Annotated in this window: 17 protein-coding genes and 1 pseudogene; 4 read left to right on the top strand and 14 right to left on the bottom strand. The window is 74.0% G+C overall.

The features are described from left to right. Window positions 1–108 precede the first annotated feature (108 nt). The 8 genes and pseudogenes from mutM to rsmD all read right to left on the bottom strand — a co-directional run bounded on the left by mutM (window position 109) and on the right by rsmD (window position 5729). A complete protein-coding gene (gene mutM / locus GVV04_RS12920) occupies window positions 109–966 on the bottom strand; it encodes a bifunctional DNA-formamidopyrimidine glycosylase/DNA-(apurinic or apyrimidinic site) lyase (protein ID WP_161687856.1) in 858 nt (285 codons plus the stop codon). A gap of 205 nt (window positions 967–1171) precedes the next feature. Further along, a pseudogene (gene rnc, locus GVV04_RS12915) lies at window positions 1172–1897 on the bottom strand (ribonuclease III); the annotation flags it as partial. A 103-nt stretch (window positions 1898–2000) separates the two neighbouring features. Beyond that, complete coding sequence (locus tag GVV04_RS12910) at window positions 2001–2999, bottom strand: phosphate acyltransferase PlsX (RefSeq protein ID WP_161687851.1); 999 nt, start codon at window positions 2997–2999, stop codon at window positions 2001–2003. Window positions 3000–3113: 114 nt separating this feature from the next. After that, complete coding sequence (gene rpmF / locus GVV04_RS12905) at window positions 3114–3287, bottom strand: 50S ribosomal protein L32 (RefSeq protein WP_161687848.1); 174 nt, start codon at window positions 3285–3287, stop codon at window positions 3114–3116. Window positions 3288–3292: 5 nt separating this feature from the next. Beyond that, entirely contained in the window at window positions 3293–3856 is a 564-nt protein-coding gene (locus GVV04_RS12900; RefSeq protein WP_161687847.1) for a YceD family protein, read from the bottom strand. A gap of 110 nt (window positions 3857–3966) precedes the next feature. Beyond that, a complete protein-coding gene (locus GVV04_RS12895; protein ID WP_161687845.1) occupies window positions 3967–4464 on the bottom strand; it encodes a hypothetical protein in 498 nt (165 codons plus the stop codon). Between the two features lie 222 nt (window positions 4465–4686). Beyond that, entirely contained in the window at window positions 4687–5169 is a 483-nt protein-coding gene (coaD, locus tag GVV04_RS12890; RefSeq protein WP_161687843.1) for a pantetheine-phosphate adenylyltransferase, read from the bottom strand. Next, window positions 5166–5729, bottom strand: a complete 564-nt coding sequence (rsmD, locus tag GVV04_RS12885) for a 16S rRNA (guanine(966)-N(2))-methyltransferase RsmD (protein WP_161687841.1) — start codon at window positions 5727–5729, stop codon at window positions 5166–5168. Before rsmD ends, coaD begins: the two co-directional genes overlap by 4 nt. A gap of 306 nt (window positions 5730–6035) precedes the next feature. On the opposite strand from rsmD, the gene GVV04_RS12880 reads away from it, so the two are divergent. Beyond that, window positions 6036–7316, top strand: a complete 1281-nt coding sequence (locus tag GVV04_RS12880) for a cell wall anchor protein (RefSeq protein ID WP_161687839.1) — start codon at window positions 6036–6038, stop codon at window positions 7314–7316. A 256-nt stretch (window positions 7317–7572) separates the two neighbouring features. On the opposite strand, the gene GVV04_RS12875 is transcribed toward GVV04_RS12880, so the two are convergent. From GVV04_RS12875 to GVV04_RS12865, 3 genes are all read right to left on the bottom strand, one after another. Next, window positions 7573–8511 carry a serine hydrolase domain-containing protein gene (locus GVV04_RS12875; protein WP_161687838.1) on the bottom strand — a complete coding sequence of 313 codons (939 nt, stop codon included), beginning with the start codon at window positions 8509–8511 and terminating at the stop codon, window positions 7573–7575. A 67-nt stretch (window positions 8512–8578) separates the two neighbouring features. Next, complete coding sequence (gene recG, locus GVV04_RS12870) at window positions 8579–10783, bottom strand: ATP-dependent DNA helicase RecG (protein ID WP_161687836.1); 2205 nt, start codon at window positions 10781–10783, stop codon at window positions 8579–8581. After that, the gene (locus tag GVV04_RS12865) at window positions 10780–12396 is read right to left on the bottom strand and encodes a DAK2 domain-containing protein (RefSeq protein ID WP_161687834.1); all 1617 of its coding nucleotides are present in this window, start codon (window positions 12394–12396) and stop codon (window positions 10780–10782) included. Before GVV04_RS12865 ends, recG begins: the two co-directional genes overlap by 4 nt. A 179-nt stretch (window positions 12397–12575) precedes the next feature. Here GVV04_RS12865 and rpmB point away from each other — a divergent pair, with 179 nt between their 5' ends. Then, window positions 12576–12767: a 50S ribosomal protein L28 gene (gene rpmB, locus GVV04_RS12860; protein WP_007456456.1), complete on the top strand. Its 192-nt coding sequence runs from the start codon at window positions 12576–12578 to the stop codon at window positions 12765–12767. Window positions 12768–12871: 104 nt separating this feature from the next. Here the strand turns inward: rpmB and GVV04_RS12855 are convergent, their stop codons facing one another. Together GVV04_RS12855 and GVV04_RS12850 are read right to left on the bottom strand one after the other, a co-directional pair. Then, window positions 12872–13339, bottom strand: a complete 468-nt coding sequence (locus GVV04_RS12855) for a GNAT family N-acetyltransferase (RefSeq protein ID WP_161687832.1) — start codon at window positions 13337–13339, stop codon at window positions 12872–12874. Window positions 13340–13367: 28 nt separating this feature from the next. Next, window positions 13368–14306 carry a thiamine-phosphate kinase gene (locus GVV04_RS12850; protein ID WP_161687830.1) on the bottom strand — a complete coding sequence of 313 codons (939 nt, stop codon included), beginning with the start codon at window positions 14304–14306 and terminating at the stop codon, window positions 13368–13370. Window positions 14307–14488: 182 nt separating this feature from the next. Here GVV04_RS12850 and GVV04_RS12845 point away from each other — a divergent pair, with 182 nt between their 5' ends. Beyond that, window positions 14489–14722: an Lrp/AsnC ligand binding domain-containing protein gene (locus tag GVV04_RS12845; RefSeq protein WP_161687828.1), complete on the top strand. Its 234-nt coding sequence runs from the start codon at window positions 14489–14491 to the stop codon at window positions 14720–14722. Further along, window positions 14723–15409 carry a DUF3515 family protein gene (locus GVV04_RS12840; RefSeq protein ID WP_407938787.1) on the top strand — a complete coding sequence of 229 codons (687 nt, stop codon included), beginning with the start codon at window positions 14723–14725 and terminating at the stop codon, window positions 15407–15409. It abuts the gene before it with no gap. 43 nt (window positions 15410–15452) lie between these two features. On the opposite strand, the gene GVV04_RS12835 is transcribed toward GVV04_RS12840, so the two are convergent. Then, window positions 15453–16550, bottom strand: a complete 1098-nt coding sequence (locus GVV04_RS12835) for a D-alanine--D-alanine ligase family protein (RefSeq protein WP_161687826.1) — start codon at window positions 16548–16550, stop codon at window positions 15453–15455. Between the last annotated feature and the right edge of the window lie 152 nt (window positions 16551–16702).

The raw sequence follows: 16702 nt of genomic DNA, 5'->3' as shown, positions 1-16702 counted from the left end.
GTCCACCGGCATGCGCTGTGCGTCCATGACGGCCCAGATGCCCCGCGGGCCGGGCGGTCAATCCTGCCGTCACGTTGACGGGACGCACCCCGGTCGGGGTGCCCCGGGTCAGCCCCGGAGCGCCCCCCGGGGCCGGGGCTGGCAGCGGGGACAGCTGTACGAGGAGCGGTTCATGAACGCCTCGCGGCGCATCGGCCTTCCGCACCGCCGGCACGGCTCGCCCTCCCGGCCGTACGCGTTGAGGGCGCGGTCGAAGTAGCCGCTCTCGCCGTTGACGTTGACGTACAGGGCGTCGAAGCTGGTGCCGCCCTCGGTGATCGCCTCGCCGAGGACGTCGCGGACGTGGCCGAGCAGCCGCAGCGTGGTCGGCCCGGTCAGCGCGTCGGTCGGCCGGGCGCCGTGCAGCCGGGCCCGCCACAGCGCCTCGTCGGCGTAGATGTTTCCGACCCCGGAGATCAGGGTCTGGTCGAGCAGCGCCCGCTTCACCTCGGTGCGGCGGCGGCGCAGTGCGGTGACGAAGGCGGCGTCGGAGAACTCCGGGTCCATCGGGTCCCGGGCGATGTGCGCGATCTCCCCCGGCAGTTCCGCCCCGCCCTCGGAGACCGACAGCCCGCCGAACGTGCGCTGGTCGACGAAGCGCAGCTCGGGGCCGTCGTCGGCGAACCGGAACCGGATTCGCAGGTGCAGTTCGTCGGCCGCCGTGGCCGGCTGGAGCAGCAGCTGGCCGGACATGCCGAGGTGACCGAGGATGGCGTCACCGCTGTCCAGCGGCAGCCACAGGTACTTGCCGCGCCGCCGCACGTCGCACACCGTCCGCTCGGCCAGCACGTCGGCGAAGTGCGCCGGGCCGGCCAGGTGGCGGCGGACCGCCCGGGGGTGGCGCACCTCGACGGCGGTGATCCGCCGGCCGGTGACCCATTGGGCCAGGCCCTGCCGGACGGTCTCGACCTCGGGCAGCTCAGGCACGGCCCGCCTCGTCGGCCGCCCGGGCGTCCGGCGCGCTGCCACCGGCCGGGTCCGCTGTGGCCCCGTTCGCCCCGCCGGGGGCGCGCGCCCCCACCGTCGCCGGCGTCCAGGGCTCCCCGGGCTTCCCGGGCTCCCCGGACTCTCCGGGCAACGGCTGTCCGGCCGCCGCGCGCTCGGCTGCGTCTCGCTCGGCCTGGTCTCGCTCGGCCTGGTCTCGCTCGGCCTGGGCGGTCAGCTCCCGCCAGGCGGACTCGGCGGCCCGCTGCTCGGCCTCCTTCTTGCTGCGCCCCTCCGCCCCGCCGTAGCGGTTGCCGGCGACCACCACCCACGCGGTGAACGTCTTGAGGTGGTCGGGGCCGGTGCCCTCGATCCGGTACTCCGGGACGCCCAGCCCCAGCGCGGCGGTCAGCTCCTGCAGGCTGGTCTTCCAGTCAAGCGCGGCGCCCCGCCCGGCCGACTCGGCCATCAGCGGGTCGAACAGCCGGTGGATCGCAAGGGCGGCGGTGTCGAGGCCGTACTGGAGGTAGATCGCGCCGAGCAGGGCCTCCAGGGTGTCGGCGAGGATGCTCGCCTTGTCCCGGCCGCCGGTGCTCTCCTCGCCCTTGCCCAGCAGCAGGTACGCGCCCAGCCCGTCCGGGCCCAGCCCGCGCGCCACGTCGGCGAGCGCGCGCATGTTCACCACGCTCGCCCGCAGCTTCGCGAGTTGCCCCTCGGGCAGGTCGGGATGGTTGTGGAAGAGCGCGGTGGTGATCACCACGCCGAGCACCGAGTCGCCGAGGAACTCCAGCCGCTCGTTGGTGGGCAGGCCGCCGTTCTCGTACGCGTACGAGCGGTGGGTCAGGGCCCGCTCCAGCAGTTCCGGGCTCAGCGAGACCCCGAAGGCGGACTCCAGGTGGCCGACGGGGGCCCGCCGCCGCTTGTCGTTGGTCATGATGCGGTTACCTCTTCGTTCGCGACCGGGCGGGCCGCGCACGGCAGGCCCTCCGGGGTCGGCGCGGAGCGCGCGGCTGGTCGGGCCGGGACGGGACGGGCGGTCACAGGCTCACCTCGGTATCGGTGGTGCGATCGGCGTGGTCACCGGGCTGGGCGGGGGTTTGCGGAGCGCGATCGAGCAGCGCGGCGACCGTTTCGGTGGCCCGCCGACGCCACAGGTGGGCGGCGAGGGCGATGCCGGAGGCGACGTCGTCCTCGCGGGCCGCGCCGTGGCAGACGACCACCGTCCCGGCCACCCCCAGCAGGGCCGCCGCCCGGGGGACGCCGCCGCTGGCGGGCGGTCCGCCGGCCATCGCGTACGCGCCCTCGATCGCCTTGAGTAGCACGTTGCCGGTGAAGCCGTCGGTCACCACCACGTCGGCGCGCGCGCCGGAGGCGATGTCGTACCCCTCGACGAGGCCGACGTAGCGCGCTCCGTGGGGCAGGGACACGGCGACGAGCATCGGATCGGCGGTGCGTCGCAGCCGGTCCCCCTTGCCGGCCTCGGTCCCCACGGACAGCAGCCCGACCCGGGGCTCGGCCACCCCGTGCGCGACGGCCGCATAGGCCGCACCGAGCACGGCGTGCCGGACCAGCGTGGCGGGGCCGGGTTCCAGGGAGCCACCGACGTCGAGCAGCACCACCGGGCCGGCGACGGCCGGCAGGGTGGCCACCAGCGCCGGCCGTCGCACGTGTGGCCAGCGGCCGAGGCCCAGGGCGGCGGCGGTGACGGTGGCACCGGTGGCACCGGCGGAGACCACCGCGTCGGCGGTCCCGTCGCGGACGGCGGTGACCGCCGCCCGCACGGTGCTGTCGGCGCGGGCGGCGACGGGGTGGTCGGCCATGCCGACGGCGGCCCGCACCGGCCGGACCGTGACCCTGGTGCGCTGCATCGGGTCGAGGGCACCGATCAGCCCGTCGGCGACCTCGGCGGGGCCGACGAGCAGGAGGTGCAGGTCTGGGTCGGCGCGCATGGCCCGCAGAGCGCCGTCAACCACGACGGCGGGAGCATCGTCCCCGCCGAGGAGGTCAACGGCGATCCGCGCGGTGCCCGGCTCCACCAGAACGCCGGCCGGAACGGGCCGGCCGGCGACGGCGGGAGCCGGGGCACCGGGCGATCGCCAGGATGCGCGCGCCACCCGACCTGGGGTCGGGGGCGTCACTCGGCGTCCAGGTCAGACCTCGATGACCTGGCGGCCGTTGTACGTGCCGCAGACGGAGCAGGCGGTGTGCGGCAGCTTCGCCGACTTGCACTGCGGGCAGGCCACGGTCGCGACCACGGCCGCCTTCCAGTTCGCCCGGCGGGACCGGGTGTTGCTGCGCGACATCTTGCGCTTCGGGACGGCCACGGTTCTTACTCCTCTGTACGGGTCAGTTGCGACAGGCCCGCCCAACGCGGGTCGATCTGCTGGTGACTGTGGTCGGCCGGCAGATCGTCCCGCTGCACCCCGCACTCGGGGCACAATCCTGGGCAGTCCTCCCGGCAGAGCGGGTTGGTCGGCAGCGCGAGCACCACCGCGTCCCGCAGCGCCGGCTCCAGGTCGATCAGATCGTCCTGCATCCGGCCCACCTCGTCCTCGTCGGTCGTCTCGTCCGTGGTGCTGTCCTCGTACGCGTACAGCTCCTGGACGGTCACGGCCACCGAGTCGTTGATCTCGCGCAGGCACCGGCCACACTCGCCCCGGACGGAACCGCTGACGGTCCCCGAGACGAGCACGCCCTCGGACACCGACTGCAGCCTCAGGTCGAGGTCGAGGTCGGTGCCCTCCGGCACGCCGATCAACTCCCCGCCGAGGTCCGCCGGTGCCGGGACGACCCGCTTGACCGTACGCAACGCGCCAGGGCGACGCGGCAGTTCCCTCGTGTCGAGGACCAGCGGCGCCTTGGGGTTGAGTGATGAAGACGAGTGTTTGGGCATAGTCAGACTCCGGCCGGTGAGAGGCCGACAAAAAAGGTTACCTGGGCGACCGCCGGACCGTTGAACCGGGGGCGACGCCCGACCCGCCTTGTCGGCTGCTGAGGTGCCGTTCAGAAGGGTAGCGGGCGATCCGCCTCGTCCCCACCGAAGGTGCCGATCTCCCGCAGCGCGTGCATCTTGTCCCGGCCGCGCTCTATCGAGGCGAGCGCCCGGGTGAGGAACTGCTCGAAGTTCGCCAGCGCGGTGTCGACGTAGTCGTCGACCTCGTCGCGCAGCCGTTGCGCCTCGGCCCGGGCCTCGCCGATGATCCGGGCCCCCTCGTGCTCGGAGGAGACGGTGATCTCGTTCACCGACACCAGGCGGGCGTGTTCCGCCTCACCCTCGCTGATGATCCGGTCGGCCTCGCGCTTGCCGGCGTCCATGATCTTGTCCCGCTCCTCCAACAGGACGGCGGCCCGGCGCAGGTCGGCGGGGAACTCCGCGCGCATCTCGTCGAGGAAGGCGATCATCTCGCCCCGGTCGACCATGCAGTTGTTCCGGGACATCGGGACGGAGCGGGCCTGCTCCACCATGGCGATCAGTTCGTCGATGCGATCGAGCGGGTCCACCGGTACCTCACTCCTGTCGTTCGTCGGCCGACCTACATGATGCGGGCTACGGCCGGGTTCCCGCTCGACCCATCATGTCGCGCCAGGGCCACCGCCCGCCGGTCCGCCCCGCCCGGCGCGCGTCGTGTCGCGCCCCGCAGGGCAGATCGGGCACGGGCGGGCCCGACGAATCGCCCGCAACGGGGCGATCCGGTGGTCGTCGCGCGAGATCGGACGTACGGGTCAGGGGTGCGGGGTGAGCCGGGACCGGAGGGCGTCGCGGACCAGGTCCGGGACGTGGGAGGAGATGTCGCCGCCCCACTTGGCCACGTCCTTGACGAGGCTGGAGGAGAGGAAGGAGTAGAGCGGGTTGGTCGGCATGAACAACGTCTCCACCCCGGCCAGGCCCATGTTCATCTGGGCCATCTGGAGCTCGTAGTCGAAGTCGCTGACCGCCCGCAGGCCCTTGATCAGGACGCTGGCCTGCTGCGCCCGGCAGAAGTCGACCAGTAGGCCACGGAAGGACGCGACCCGCACGTTGTCGTACGAGGACGTCACCTCCCGGAGCATGTCGATCCGCTCCTCGACGGTGAACAGGCCGCTCTTCGACTGGTTCACCAGCACGCCGACGATCACCTCGTCGAAGAGTCGGGCGGCCCGCCCGATGATGTCGAGGTGTCCATTGGTGACCGGGTCGAACGAGCCGGGGCACACCGCACGTCTCATGAGCGGCGACCGTACCAAAGGGTGGTTTCCCCGTATCGGCGGCTGCGCTCCCCGGTGATGCCCTGCACCCAGGCGACCGGGCCGGTCCGGCTGGACCGCTCCACCACCACCAGGGCGTCCGCCGCCAGCCAGCAGCCGTTGACCAGCGCGGCCAGCAGTTCGGTGACCTCGGCGTCGGGCACGGCGTACGGCGGGTCGGCGAACACCACGTCGTACGGCCCGCCGTCCGGCCCGGCCGCCAGCACCGTGGCGACCCGGCCGCTGACCAGCCGGGCGGCCGGGGCGGCCCGCAGCGCGGCGATGTTCTCCCGGACCACGCGGGCGGCCCGGGGATCGGACTCGACCAGCAGCACGTGCGCCGCGCCCCGGGACAGCGCCTCCAGCCCGACCGCTCCGGACCCGGCGTACAGGTCGGCGAAGCGCGCACCGGCCAGGTCGACGTCGGCCTGCACCGCGCTGAACAGCGCCTCCCGCACCCGGTCGGAGGTGGGTCGGGTGCCGGCGCCGGGCGGCGCGGCGATCCGCCGGCCGCCGAGCGTCCCGGCCACGATCCGGGTCACCGCCTGCTCCTGCTCATGACCCGACGCTACGCGACCCCGCGGGGCGCCACGGCGCGTGCCGCCGGCGTCGCGCCGCGATCACCGAACGTACATCAATGATCTCAAATCTATAACATCATTTTCGGAGGTTTCCGTGCGCTGTGCCGGCCGGTCCGTTCTCGCTAGGGTCTGCCGGGTGCCGGCCGCGTCCAGCCGGCCCACCGGTGCCGGGAGGCCTCGTCGCGAGCGCGCCGCACCCCGGCCGCGACCGCTGACCACCGTTGCCCCGCGCCGCGCCCCTGACGCTTCTTCACCCCGGGAGTACGCGTGATCCGTCCCAAGCTGTCGCCGCGGCGGCCGATCCTCGTGGCCGCCGCCGCCCTGGCCGGCCTCGCCACGGCGTTCGCGGCGTCGTCTCCGACGCTGGCCGCCAGCCCGTCCCCGCAGCCGTCGACGTCGCCGACCACGTCCGCGCCGACGCCGTCCGCCAGCGGGACGCCGGCCACACCTGCCCCCGAGGGGCCGAGCTGCGTCAGCGCCGCCGACGCGCGGTACACGCACACCTTCCGCGGCAAGCGCGGCGAGGCCAGCATCACGCTGGTCAACGGCCCGCTCTGCGAGGGCGAGGAGCAGTCCTTCGCGCTGGTCTCGTACGTCGCCCCGTCGACGAAGGTCGAGTTCCCGCAGTACGTGCTCAGCAAGTCGGTGGACAAGTTCACCTCGGTCGCCAAGGACGAGGTGGGCACCCGGTCGACGCTGAAGTTCAAGGTCGAGGTCCCCACCTGCTACACCCAGGTCGACTTCGTCTTCGGCGACAAGATCATTGACCCGCTGACGAAGAACGACCTCTACGGCAACCGCAAGGTCGGCAGCCCCAAGGGGATCGGCTCCCGGTCGGAGGGCCCGCAGGCCTGGTACAACGGCGGCGGCGGCACCTGTGAGGCCGCCCCCGAGGTGGTCGTCGAGTCCGACTGCGAGGGCAAGGTCACGTTCAACCTGATCAACCGCAACGGCAACGCCGCGGCGAACTTCGTGATCACCACCGACAAGGGCTACAACAAGGCCGTCACGGTCCCCCTGCGCAGCATCGAGAAGGTCGAGCTGGACGCCGCCACGGTGGACGGCCAGATCACCGTCACCGCGAACGAGAAGAGCCTCTGGACCGGCACCCAGCAGCCCCCGGCGGAGTGCCAGGAGCCCGAGGTCGGCGAGCCGGAGACCTCCTACGAGTCCACCTGCGACGAGCTGGTCCTGCTGGTCCAGAACCCGAAGAACGGCGTCAGCCTGACCTCGACCTTCACCCCGAGCACCGGCAAGCCGCAGACCGTCACCATCGAGCCGGGCACCAACAAGTCCGTGCGCTTCCCGGCCTCCAAGGGCCTGACCGTCGCCGTCACCGGCGACCTGGAGTCCGCCGAGCCGATCAAGTGGACCGCCCCGGTCTCCGGCTGCGACGAGGGCGGCACCGGTGGCGGCGACCAGGACGGTGGCCTGCCGGTGACCGGCGCGGCGGCCGGCGGCATCGCCGCGGGCGCGGTGGCCCTGCTGGCGGCCGGCGCGGTGCTCTTCGTCGTCGCCCGGCGTCGACGGATCCGCTTCACCTCCTGACCCACCCGAGCCGACCTGATCCGCTGAGCTGATCGGGTTCGCCGAGCTGATCGGGTTCGCCCGAACCGCACCCACCCGAGGGCGCGTCGACCACCTGGCCGACGCGCCCTCGTCACACCCGATCCCACCCACCCCACCCCCCACCCCGCAGAGTCGCGCTCTTTCACGGAATGAGTGGTGTCGTGCTCGCCGGAGGCCACTCATTCCGTGAAAGAGGGCCCACGGGGGGGCGCGACGGGGGGCGCGGCGGGGGTGGTCAGTTGGTGGCGAGGAGACGGTCGATCAGGGTTGGGGCGACCGGGTCCTCGTCGTCGTTGGTCAGCACGACCAGCCGGCGGTCGGAGTCCGGCAGCCAGGCGACGAACGCCTTGAAGCCGAGGTTGTGCCCGGAGTGGCCGACCGACCGCTCCCCCGCCACGGGGCCGACGAAGCAGCCGTACCCGTACGCCTGCGGCCCGGAGCCGACCTGCGCGTGCGCGGTGGTCATCCGCGCGACCGAGGCGGGGGTGAGTAGTCGGGCGTCCCGCAGCCCGTCGAGCCAGGCCAGTAGGTCGCCGGCGGTGCACCAGACGTCACCTGCGCCCATGCTCACCGTGTCCAGGTCCCAGGAGGGCACCGGACGGCCGCCGGAGTGGCCCGTCGCCACGTCGGCGCGTCCCGCACCGGAGCCGGCGAAGCTGCCGGTCATGCCCAGCGGCGCGAAGACCTCCTCCGCCAGGAAGTCCCGGTACGGCCGGTCGGCGGCCCGCTCGACGGCGCGGGCGAGCAGGACGTAACCCGGGCTGCTGTAGTGCCAGCCCGCACCGGGGGCGAACAGCGGCGGGAGCGCCCGGAACCTGGCCAGCAGCTCGTCGGGGTCGATCGCGCCGGCCAGGTCGAGCAGCGGGTACTCCTCCCAGTGCCCGAGGCCCGAGGTGTGGGTGAGCAGATGGTGCAGGGTGATGGGCCGCCAGGCCGGCGGGCAGTTCGGCACCCACCGGTCGACGGGATCGTGCACGTCGAGCCTTCCCCGCTCGGCGAGGAGCAGGACGGCCGCGGCGGCCATGTTCTTGCTGATCGAGGCGATCTGGAACCGGGTCCGGGCGGAGCAGGGCTGACCGGTGGCGTCGTCGGCGAGGCCGGTGGCCTGCTCGACGGCGCGCCGGTCGCCCTGCGCCAGCAGCGCCATGCCACGCAGGAGAGATGGGGTCGACATCAGCCGAGCCTAGGCGCAGCCGAGCCTAGGCGCGGCCACGCCTCCGGTGGGGCCGCCCGGGGCGGGATCAGCCCTTCTCCAGGTACTCCGCTCGTTCGGAGTCGACCAGGGCGGCCACCGAGGCGGCCAGCGCCGGGTGGCGTTCCAGCTCCGGGTCCTCCTCGACCAGGGCGATCGCCTCGGCGCGGGCCTCCCGGATCAGGTCGGCGTCGCGCAACAGCGACAGCAGCCGCAGGTGCGAGCGCCGGCCGGACTGGGTGGCCCCGAGCACGTCGCCCTCGCGGCGCTGCTCCAGGTCCAGCTCGGCGAGCTTGAAACCGTCCGTGGTGGACGCCACCGCGTCGAGGCGCTCCCGGGCCGAGGAGCCCTCGGCCGCCTCGCTGACCAGCAGGCAGAGCCCGGCCGCCGAGCCCCGCCCAACCCGGCCGCGCAGCTGGTGCAGCTGGGAGACGCCGAACCGGTCGGCGTCCAGCACGATCATCACGGTGGCGTTGGGCACGTCGACGCCGACCTCGACGACCGTGGTGGCGACCAGCACGTCCAGGTCGCCGGCGGCGAAGGAACGCATCACGGCGTCCTTCTCGTCGGCGGGCAGCTTCCCGTGCAGAACCCCGATCCGCAGCCCGTGCAGCGGCCCCTCGGCGAGCAGCGGGGCGACCTCGGTCACCGCTAGCGGGGGGCGCCGCCCGTTGTCGTCCTCCCGGGGCGGCTCCTCCTCGCTCTGCGGGCCCTCCCCGATCCTGGGGCAGACCACGTACGCCTGGTGGCCGGCGGTGACCTCCTCGCGGAGCCGGCGCCAGGCCCGGTCTAGGAAGGCCGGCTTCTCGGCGACCGGCACCACGTGCGAGGCGATCGGCGAGCGCCCCTGCGGGAGCTGGGACAGGGTGGACGTCTCCAGGTCGCCGTAGACGGTCATCGCCACCGTGCGCGGGATCGGGGTGGCCGTCATCACCAGCACGTGCGGCGGCTGGTCGGCCTTGGAGCGCAACGCGTCGCGCTGCTCCACGCCGAACCGGTGCTGCTCGTCGACCACCACGAGGCCCAGGTCGGCGAAGTCCACCCCCTCGTACAGCAGGGCGTGGGTGCCGAGCACGATCCCGGCGCGGCCCCCGGCCACCTCGGCGAGGGCCTGCCGGCGGGCCGCCGCGCCGAGCGAGCCGGTGACCAGCTCGACCCGGGTGGCGTCGTCGGCGGCGCCCAGCTCACCGGCCCGGGCGAGCGGGCCGAGCAGGTCGAGCATCCCCCGGTGGTGCTGGGCGGCGAGCACCTCGGTCGGGGCGAGCAGCGCGGCCTGCCCGCCGGCGTCGACCACCTGGAGCATCGCCCGCAGCGCCACCACCGTCTTGCCGGAGCCGACCTCGCCCTGGAGCAGCCGGTGCATCGGGTGCGGGACGGTCAGGTCGGCGGCGATCTCCGCACCGACCGTTCGCTGGCCGGGGGTCAGCTCGTACGGCAGCCGGGCGTCGAACGCGTCGAGCAGCCCACCGGCGCGCGGCGGCCGGGCCTTCGCCGGCCGGGCGGCGGCCCGGAGCTTGCGCTGCACGAGGGTGAGCTGCACGGCGAACGCCTCGTCCCACTTGAGCCGGCGGCGGGCCCGGTACAGGTTCTCCTTGCTGGACGGCCGGTGGATCTCGCGCAGCGCGGTGCCGAGCCCGACGAGTTTGCGGTCGGCCCGGACGGTGGCGGGCTGCGGGTCCTCCGGCGGGGTGAGGGTGTCCAGCACCACCCGCACGCAGCGGGCGATCACCCAGGTCGGCACCGCCGCCGCGGCCGGATACACCGGGATCAGCGCCCCGGCGAACTCCTCGACCTCCTCGCCGACCGCAGCCTCGCCGTCGTCACCGTCGCCGAGCATGACGTACTCCGGGCCGTTGAGCTGCCGCTTGCCCCGGAACTCGGTGACCTTGCCGGCGAACAGCCCCCACCGGCCGGGGCGCAGCTCCCGCTCCCGCCACGCCTGGTTGCCGAAGAAGGTCAGGGTGAGCACGCCGCCGGAGTCGTCCCCGACGGTCACCTCCAGCAGGTTGCCCCGGCGCTGGCGCATCGGCCGCACGGCGGTCCTCTGCACCTGGGCCAGCACGGTGACCTGCTCGCCGACGTCCAGCGAGCGGATGTCGGTGTGCTCGCCGCGCTCGTCGTACCGGCGGGGGAAGTGGTAGACCAGATCGCCGGCGGTGTGCAGGTCGAGGTGCGCGGCCAGGGCCTTGGCCGTCTTGTCCCCGACCAGCTTCTTCAGCGGCGTGTCGACCGTGGCCGGCTCGGACGTCGTCATTCGACCCCCACCAGGAGCGGATAGTGCGGTTGGCCGCCCGGGTACGTCTGGACCTCCACGAACGGCCAGCGCCGGGCGACGTGCTCGCGGACGGCCTCGGCCAGCCCGTCGGGGGCGTCCGCGCCGGAGAGCAGGGTGACCAGCTCGCCGCCGCCGCCGAGCATCCGGTCGACCACGGCGGCGCAGGTGTCGGCCAGGTCGACGCCGATCAGGTGCACCTCCCCCTCGACCAGGGCGAGCACGTCGCCGGTGCGGCACGGGCCGGCGACCGTCAGCGCCTCCCGGCTGGCCCAGCAGACCTCGGCGTACCGGCACGCGCCCGCGGCCTCGGCCATCGCGATCACGTCGTCGGCGAAGCGGCGCTCCGGGTCGCGCACGGCGAGGGCAGCCAGCGCCTGCACCGGCGACCGGGTCGGCACCACGCTGACCTTCACCCCCAGCGCGTGTGCCTCCCGCGCGGCGGCGCTCGCCACGGCCTGGGTGTTCGGGTCGTTGGGCAGCACCACCACCCGGGCCGCCGCCGTGGCCCGGATGGCGTCGAGCAGCTCACCGATGGACGGGTTGCCCGGCACCACCGTCGCCCCCTCCCCCTCGAACAGTTCCGCCATGCCGACGCCGGAGGCGACCACCACGGCCGCCCGGCCGTCCCGGGCCGGGATCGGCGTGGCCACCTGGTCCGCGAAGCGGGTCACCGAGATCCGGTGCGGCCGGCCTGCCTCCACCCCCGCCTCCACGGCCGCGCCCACGTCGTTGACGTGCACGTGCACGTTCCAGGTGGTCGACGCCGCATCGGTGGCCCCGTCGCCGACCACCACCAGCGAGTCGCCGAGCCCGGCCAGGGTCTCCCGCAGCCGGGTGACCGCCTCGGGCCCGGCGTCGAGCAGGAACTGCACCTCGTACGCGTACTCCGCCGAGCCGGTCTCCCGGGCGGCGGTGGCCGGCGGGCGGGCCTCGCGCGGGGCGAGCGCCGGCCGGGCCGGGCTCTCTCCCGTGATCACCTCGACCAGCGCGTCGAGCAGCAGACACAGGCCACGACCACCTGCGTCGACCACTCCGGCGCGGGCCAGGGCCGGCAACTGCTCGGGGGTGCGCGCCAGGGCCTGGGCCGCTGCTCCGGCCGCCTCCCCGGCGACGGTGCGCAGGTCGTCGCTGTCCGCCGACTCGGCCGCCTTGGCCGCCGCCGCGACCACGCTGAGCAGGGTGCCCTCGACCGGGCGGGCGACGGCGGCGTACGCCGCCGCGGTGGCGTCGCGCAGCGCGGCGGCCAGCTGGCGGCCCCGCACCGCCGGCACGGCGGCCAGGGCCTCGGCGAAGCCGCGCAGCAGCTGCGACAGGATCACCCCGGAGTTGCCCCTGGCGCCGAGCAGCGCGCCACGCGCCATCAGCCGCAGCGCGTGCCCGTGCGGGGTGGACCCGCCGTCGCCGACGGTGGCCAGGTCCATCGCCAGGGCCTGCTGGGCCGAGGTGAGGGTGAGCACGAGGTTGGTGCCGGTGTCACCGTCGGGGACCGGGTAGACGTTGAGGTCGTCGATCTCACTCTGGTGCCGGCGGAGCGCGGCCAACCCGCCCGCGCACCAGCGGCGCACCGCGGCGGCGTCGAGGGTGTCCAGCACGGCGAGAAGCCTACTGGCGCGCACCGACACGCGCCCGGGCCGACCGTCCTGTCCCGGCGTGTCCGCTCGACAGGGGCCGGTTGGCCAGGCACGGGGGCATCGGGTAGCCTGACCAGGTTGCCCGGGCAGCGTCTGGCGGCGACCTCATGAACGTTCCAAAAAACACCCAGGAGTATCCCGTGGCTAGCGTGTGCGACGTCTGTGGCAAGGGACCGGGCTTCGGCCACAACGTGTCCCACTCGCACCGGCGGACCAACCGCCGCTGGAACCCGAACATCCAGTCGGTGCGCACCCCGGCCGGTGGCGGCAACACCAAGAAGTTGCAGGTCTGCACCTCCTGCATCAAGGCCGGCAAGGTCACCCGCGCCTGACGCGGTAGCGCCGACCCACCTTTCGCCGAAAGCCGGCGGGCCCGATGGCCCGCCGGCTTTTCGTGTCCGCCGTCGGGACGGAGCCCGGCGGGGGTGGGGGACGATCAGAGGGTACGGCCGAAGGAGATACAGCCCGGGGCGTCCTGGTAGTACCCGAAGTTCGGGATGAGCTCGTACCCGGCCGAGGTGTACATGGCGATCGCCTCGGGCTGCTTGTCCCCGCACTCCAGGATGAGCCGCTTGCGCCCCTGCTCGCGCGCCGACAGCTCGACGGCCACGAGCACCGCCCGCGCCACACCCCGTCCGCGCGCCACGGGGCTGGTGTACATCCGCTTCAGCTCCGCGGTGTCCCCGGCGTCGCCGTGGCTGCGCCAGCCGCCGCACCCCACCGGCTCCCCGGCCAGGTACGCGACCAGGAACGCCCCGCCCGGCGGCTCGAACTCGACGGCGTCGACCGGGGTATCGTCCCCGCTGCCCCCGTACCGCTGGCCCAGGTCCGCCAGGGCGGCCCGGACGAGTCGCTGCGACTCCGGCGAGTCGAAGCGGGCCGCGCGGATCTCGATCTCACTCACCGGTGAAGGGTACGTCCCTGACCAGCCGTTACCGAAAGTGGTCCCAGCCGGTCGGCCCGGCGTACGGTGCGCCGTCGACGGTCACGCCCCCGCCCTCGACCACCCGGCCGACCGGCCGCCACGGCGCGGGCAGCGCCACCGCCGGGGGGAAGGTCGCGGCCAGCGCGTGGTCGTCGCCACCACCGAGGATCCACGAGTACGGGTCGACCCCGAGCGCCTGGGCGGCGTCGCTCATCTGCCGGGGCACCTCGAAGGCGTCCCGGCGCACGTCGATGCCGACCCCGCTGGCCCGGGCCACGTGTCCGAGGTCGGCCAGCAGCCCGTCCGACACGTCGATCATGGCGGTGGCGCCGAGCCGGGCGGCGTGCGGGCCGGCCGGGTACGGCACCTCGGGCCGCCGGTACGCCTCGACCAGCAGCTTCGGGGTGCGGAAGCCCCGGGACAGCACGGTGTACCCGGCGGCGGCGTACCCACTACGGCCGGCCAGGGCCAGCACGTCCCCCGCTCGGGCGCCCGAGCGGACCACCGGGGCCAGCCCGCCCAGGTCACCGAGGGCGGTGACCGCGATCGTCAGCGTCGGGCTGGCGGACATGTCCCCGCCGACCACGCTCGCCCCCACCGTGGCCGCCTCGGCGGCCAGCCCGTCGGCCAGCTCCTCGGCCCAGGCCGGGTCCAGGTCCGCCGGCATGCACAACGCCACCAGCAGGGCGGTCGGGGTGCCGCCCATCGCCGCGATGTCGGCCAGGTTGGCCGCCGCCGCCCGGTGCCCCACGTCCCGGGCGCTGGACCAGTCCCGCCGGAAGTGCCGCCCCTCGACCAGCACGTCGGTGGACGCCACGACGCGGGCGTCCGGCGCGACCAGCACCGCCGCGTCGTCGCCGGGCCCCAGCAGACAGGCCGCCCCCTGGGGCAGCCGGGCGGTGACCCGGTCGATCAACCCGAACTCGCCGATCCCGGCCACGCTCATGCCCGTCCCCCGTCGCGCCCGTACCCGCCGTGGGCCCGGAACCGTTCCGCAGCCCACCCGCCGTCGCGCCTGTCGCGCTCGCTCACCGCTTCTCCTTGGCCACCGATAGGGATCAGACCTGGTCCGTAAGGTAGTTTCACCCTTCGGGCCGCCCTCGGGCGGCGACGGACGGAGGTCGAGTCGTGGTACAGGCGTACATCCTCATCCAGACCGAGGTCGGCCGGGCGCGTGACGTGGCCGATCTGATCGCGGACCTTGCCGGCGTGGTACGCGTCGACGCCGTCACCGGCCCGTACGATGTGGTCGTGCTCACCGAGGCGAACACGGTCGACGAGCTGGGCAAACTCATCGTCAGCAACGTGCAGATGGTGCCCGGCATCACCCGCACCCTCACGTGTTCGGTGGTGCGCCTGTAAGTGGACGAGATCACTTACTCCTCCGACAAGACCGACGGTGCCGGCAAGACCGACAGGGTCGACAACACCGACAGTGCCGGCAGGACCGACGGGGCTGACGGGCTGACCCAGGGTCCGCCGCGCCGGGACCGGCCCAATCGGAGCGCGGCGCTGTGGGCCACGCTGATCGCTGTCCCGGTGACCGTGGCCGTCGCCGGGTTCACCCTCGCCAAGCTCGCCCCGGACACCCCGGCCGCCGAGCCGGCCCCGTCGGCGACCAGCGCCCGGCCGCAGTCCACCGCGCCGGTCGAGATGGCCGCCCCGAGGCTGCCCGACCGGCCCGAGATCGTGTGCCGCGCCCTGACGTCGCAGCTCCCGTCGACCGTGCGGGGCCTGGGCCAGCGGCCGGTCACCGCCGGCCCTGAGCAGAACGCCGCGTACGGCGACCCGGCGCTCACCGTCGCCTGCGGCGGCGACGAGCCCGCCCCCGGGTCCACCGACGACGTCTGGGTGGTCAACAAGGTCTGCTGGTACGCGGTCGAGGGGCCGGACGCGACCGTGCTCACCACCCTCGACCGGGAGACCGCCGTGCGGGTCACCGTCCCCCACGCGCACGGGCCGGCCCTGCAGTGGGTGAGCCCGATCTCCGACGTGGTGGTCGCCTCGGTGCCTTCCGGGGGCACCGCCCCGGCCGGCTGCACGGGCTGAGCGCGGGCCGGGCCCGCCCGGCGCAGCGGGCCGGGTGCGGGGTTCAGTGCAGGCCCACGCCGCGCCGCTGGGCGGTGCGGATCAGGCGGTTGACCAGCTTCGGGTACTCCAGCCCGGAGGCGGCCCACATCAGCGGGAACATCGACGTCGGGGTGAACCCCGGCATGGTGTTGATCTCGTTGAGGTAGACGTCCAGCTCGGGGGTGACGAAGAAGTCGACCCGGGCCAGCCCGGCGCAGTCCAGCGCGGCGAACGCGCGGACGGCGTACTCCTGGACCTGGCGGGTGACGTGCTCGGGCAGGGGCGCCGGGAGGTCGTACTCGGGCTCGGAGAGGTACTTCGCCTCGAAGTCGTACCAGTCGTGCTCGCCGCCGGCGCGCACCTCGGCCAGCAGGGACGCCTCGGCCCCGCCGCCGGCCTCGTCCTCCAGCACGCCGCACTCGATCTCCCGGCCGACGATCGCCCCCTCGACCAGCACCTTCGGGTCGATCTCCCGGGCGACGGCGACGGCGGCCTCCAGGTCGGCCCAGTCGTCGACCTTGGTGATGCCGAACGACGAACCGGCCCGGGACGGCTTCACGAAGACCGGCAGGCCGAGCCGCTGCTTGTCCTCCTCGGCGAGGGTCACCCCGTTGCGCAACACGGCGTACGGCCCCACCGGGATGCCCTCGGCGGCGCAGAGCTTCTTGGTGAACTCCTTGTCCATGGCGGCGGCGGAGGCGAAGACGTTCGCCCCGACGTACGGGATGCCGGCCATCTCCAGCATGCCCTGGATGGTGCCGTCCTCGCCGTAGGCGCCGTGCAGCACGGGGAAGACCACGTCGACGTCGGCGAGCGCCCGGGGGCCCTGGGTCGGGTCGAGCACCATCAGCCCGTTGCCCGTCGGGTCGGCGCGCAGCACGATGTCGACGCCGGCCTCGGCGGTGATCTCCGGCAGCAGCCGGGCGCTGATCGCCAGGTCGCGAGGGTCACCGCTGGTCAGCACCCACTTGCCGGCCCGGGTGATGCCCACGGGGACCACCTCGAACTCGTCGGGGTCGAGCGCGCCGAGCACGCTGCCGGCGCTGACGCAGGAGATGCCGTGTTCGGGGCTTCGGCCGCCGAAGACGAGGGCCACACGGGTCTTGCCTGGGGTGGTCACTCGGTCACCCTTTCGTCCGCGACTGCGAGGCTGATGGCGCTCGCCCGGTTGACCTTACTGTGGGTGGCGAGACACGGATGCCGATACCCGGGGAGAGCGGCAATACACCGCAACCGGTCAACATAGCCTATACGCAGCGTAATCTCAGCAGC

This window comes from Micromonospora rubida, from assembly GCF_009908295.1.
In the GTDB taxonomy this organism is placed as follows: Bacteria; Actinomycetota; Actinomycetes; order Mycobacteriales; family Micromonosporaceae; genus Micromonospora; species Micromonospora rubida.
Note: the sequence above shows the minus strand (reverse complement) of the source record. Positions and strands in the feature narration are given on the sequence as shown.

What these genes read in the sequence shown, in the direction of transcription:
- GVV04_RS12900 (WP_161687847.1), bottom strand. Translation starts at nt 3,856, where the DNA reads ATGCCCAAACACTCGTCTTCATCACTCAACCCCAAGGCGCCGCTGGTC.
- coaD (WP_161687843.1), bottom strand. Translation starts at nt 5,169, where the DNA reads ATGAGACGTGCGGTGTGCCCCGGCTCGTTCGACCCGGTCACCAATGGA.
- GVV04_RS12875 (WP_161687838.1), bottom strand. Translation starts at nt 8,511, where the DNA reads ATGTCGACCCCATCTCTCCTGCGTGGCATGGCGCTGCTGGCGCAGGGC.
- recG (WP_161687836.1), bottom strand. Translation starts at nt 10,783, where the DNA reads ATGACGACGTCCGAGCCGGCCACGGTCGACACGCCGCTGAAGAAGCTG.
- GVV04_RS12850 (WP_161687830.1), bottom strand. Translation starts at nt 14,306, where the DNA reads ATGAGCGTGGCCGGGATCGGCGAGTTCGGGTTGATCGACCGGGTCACC.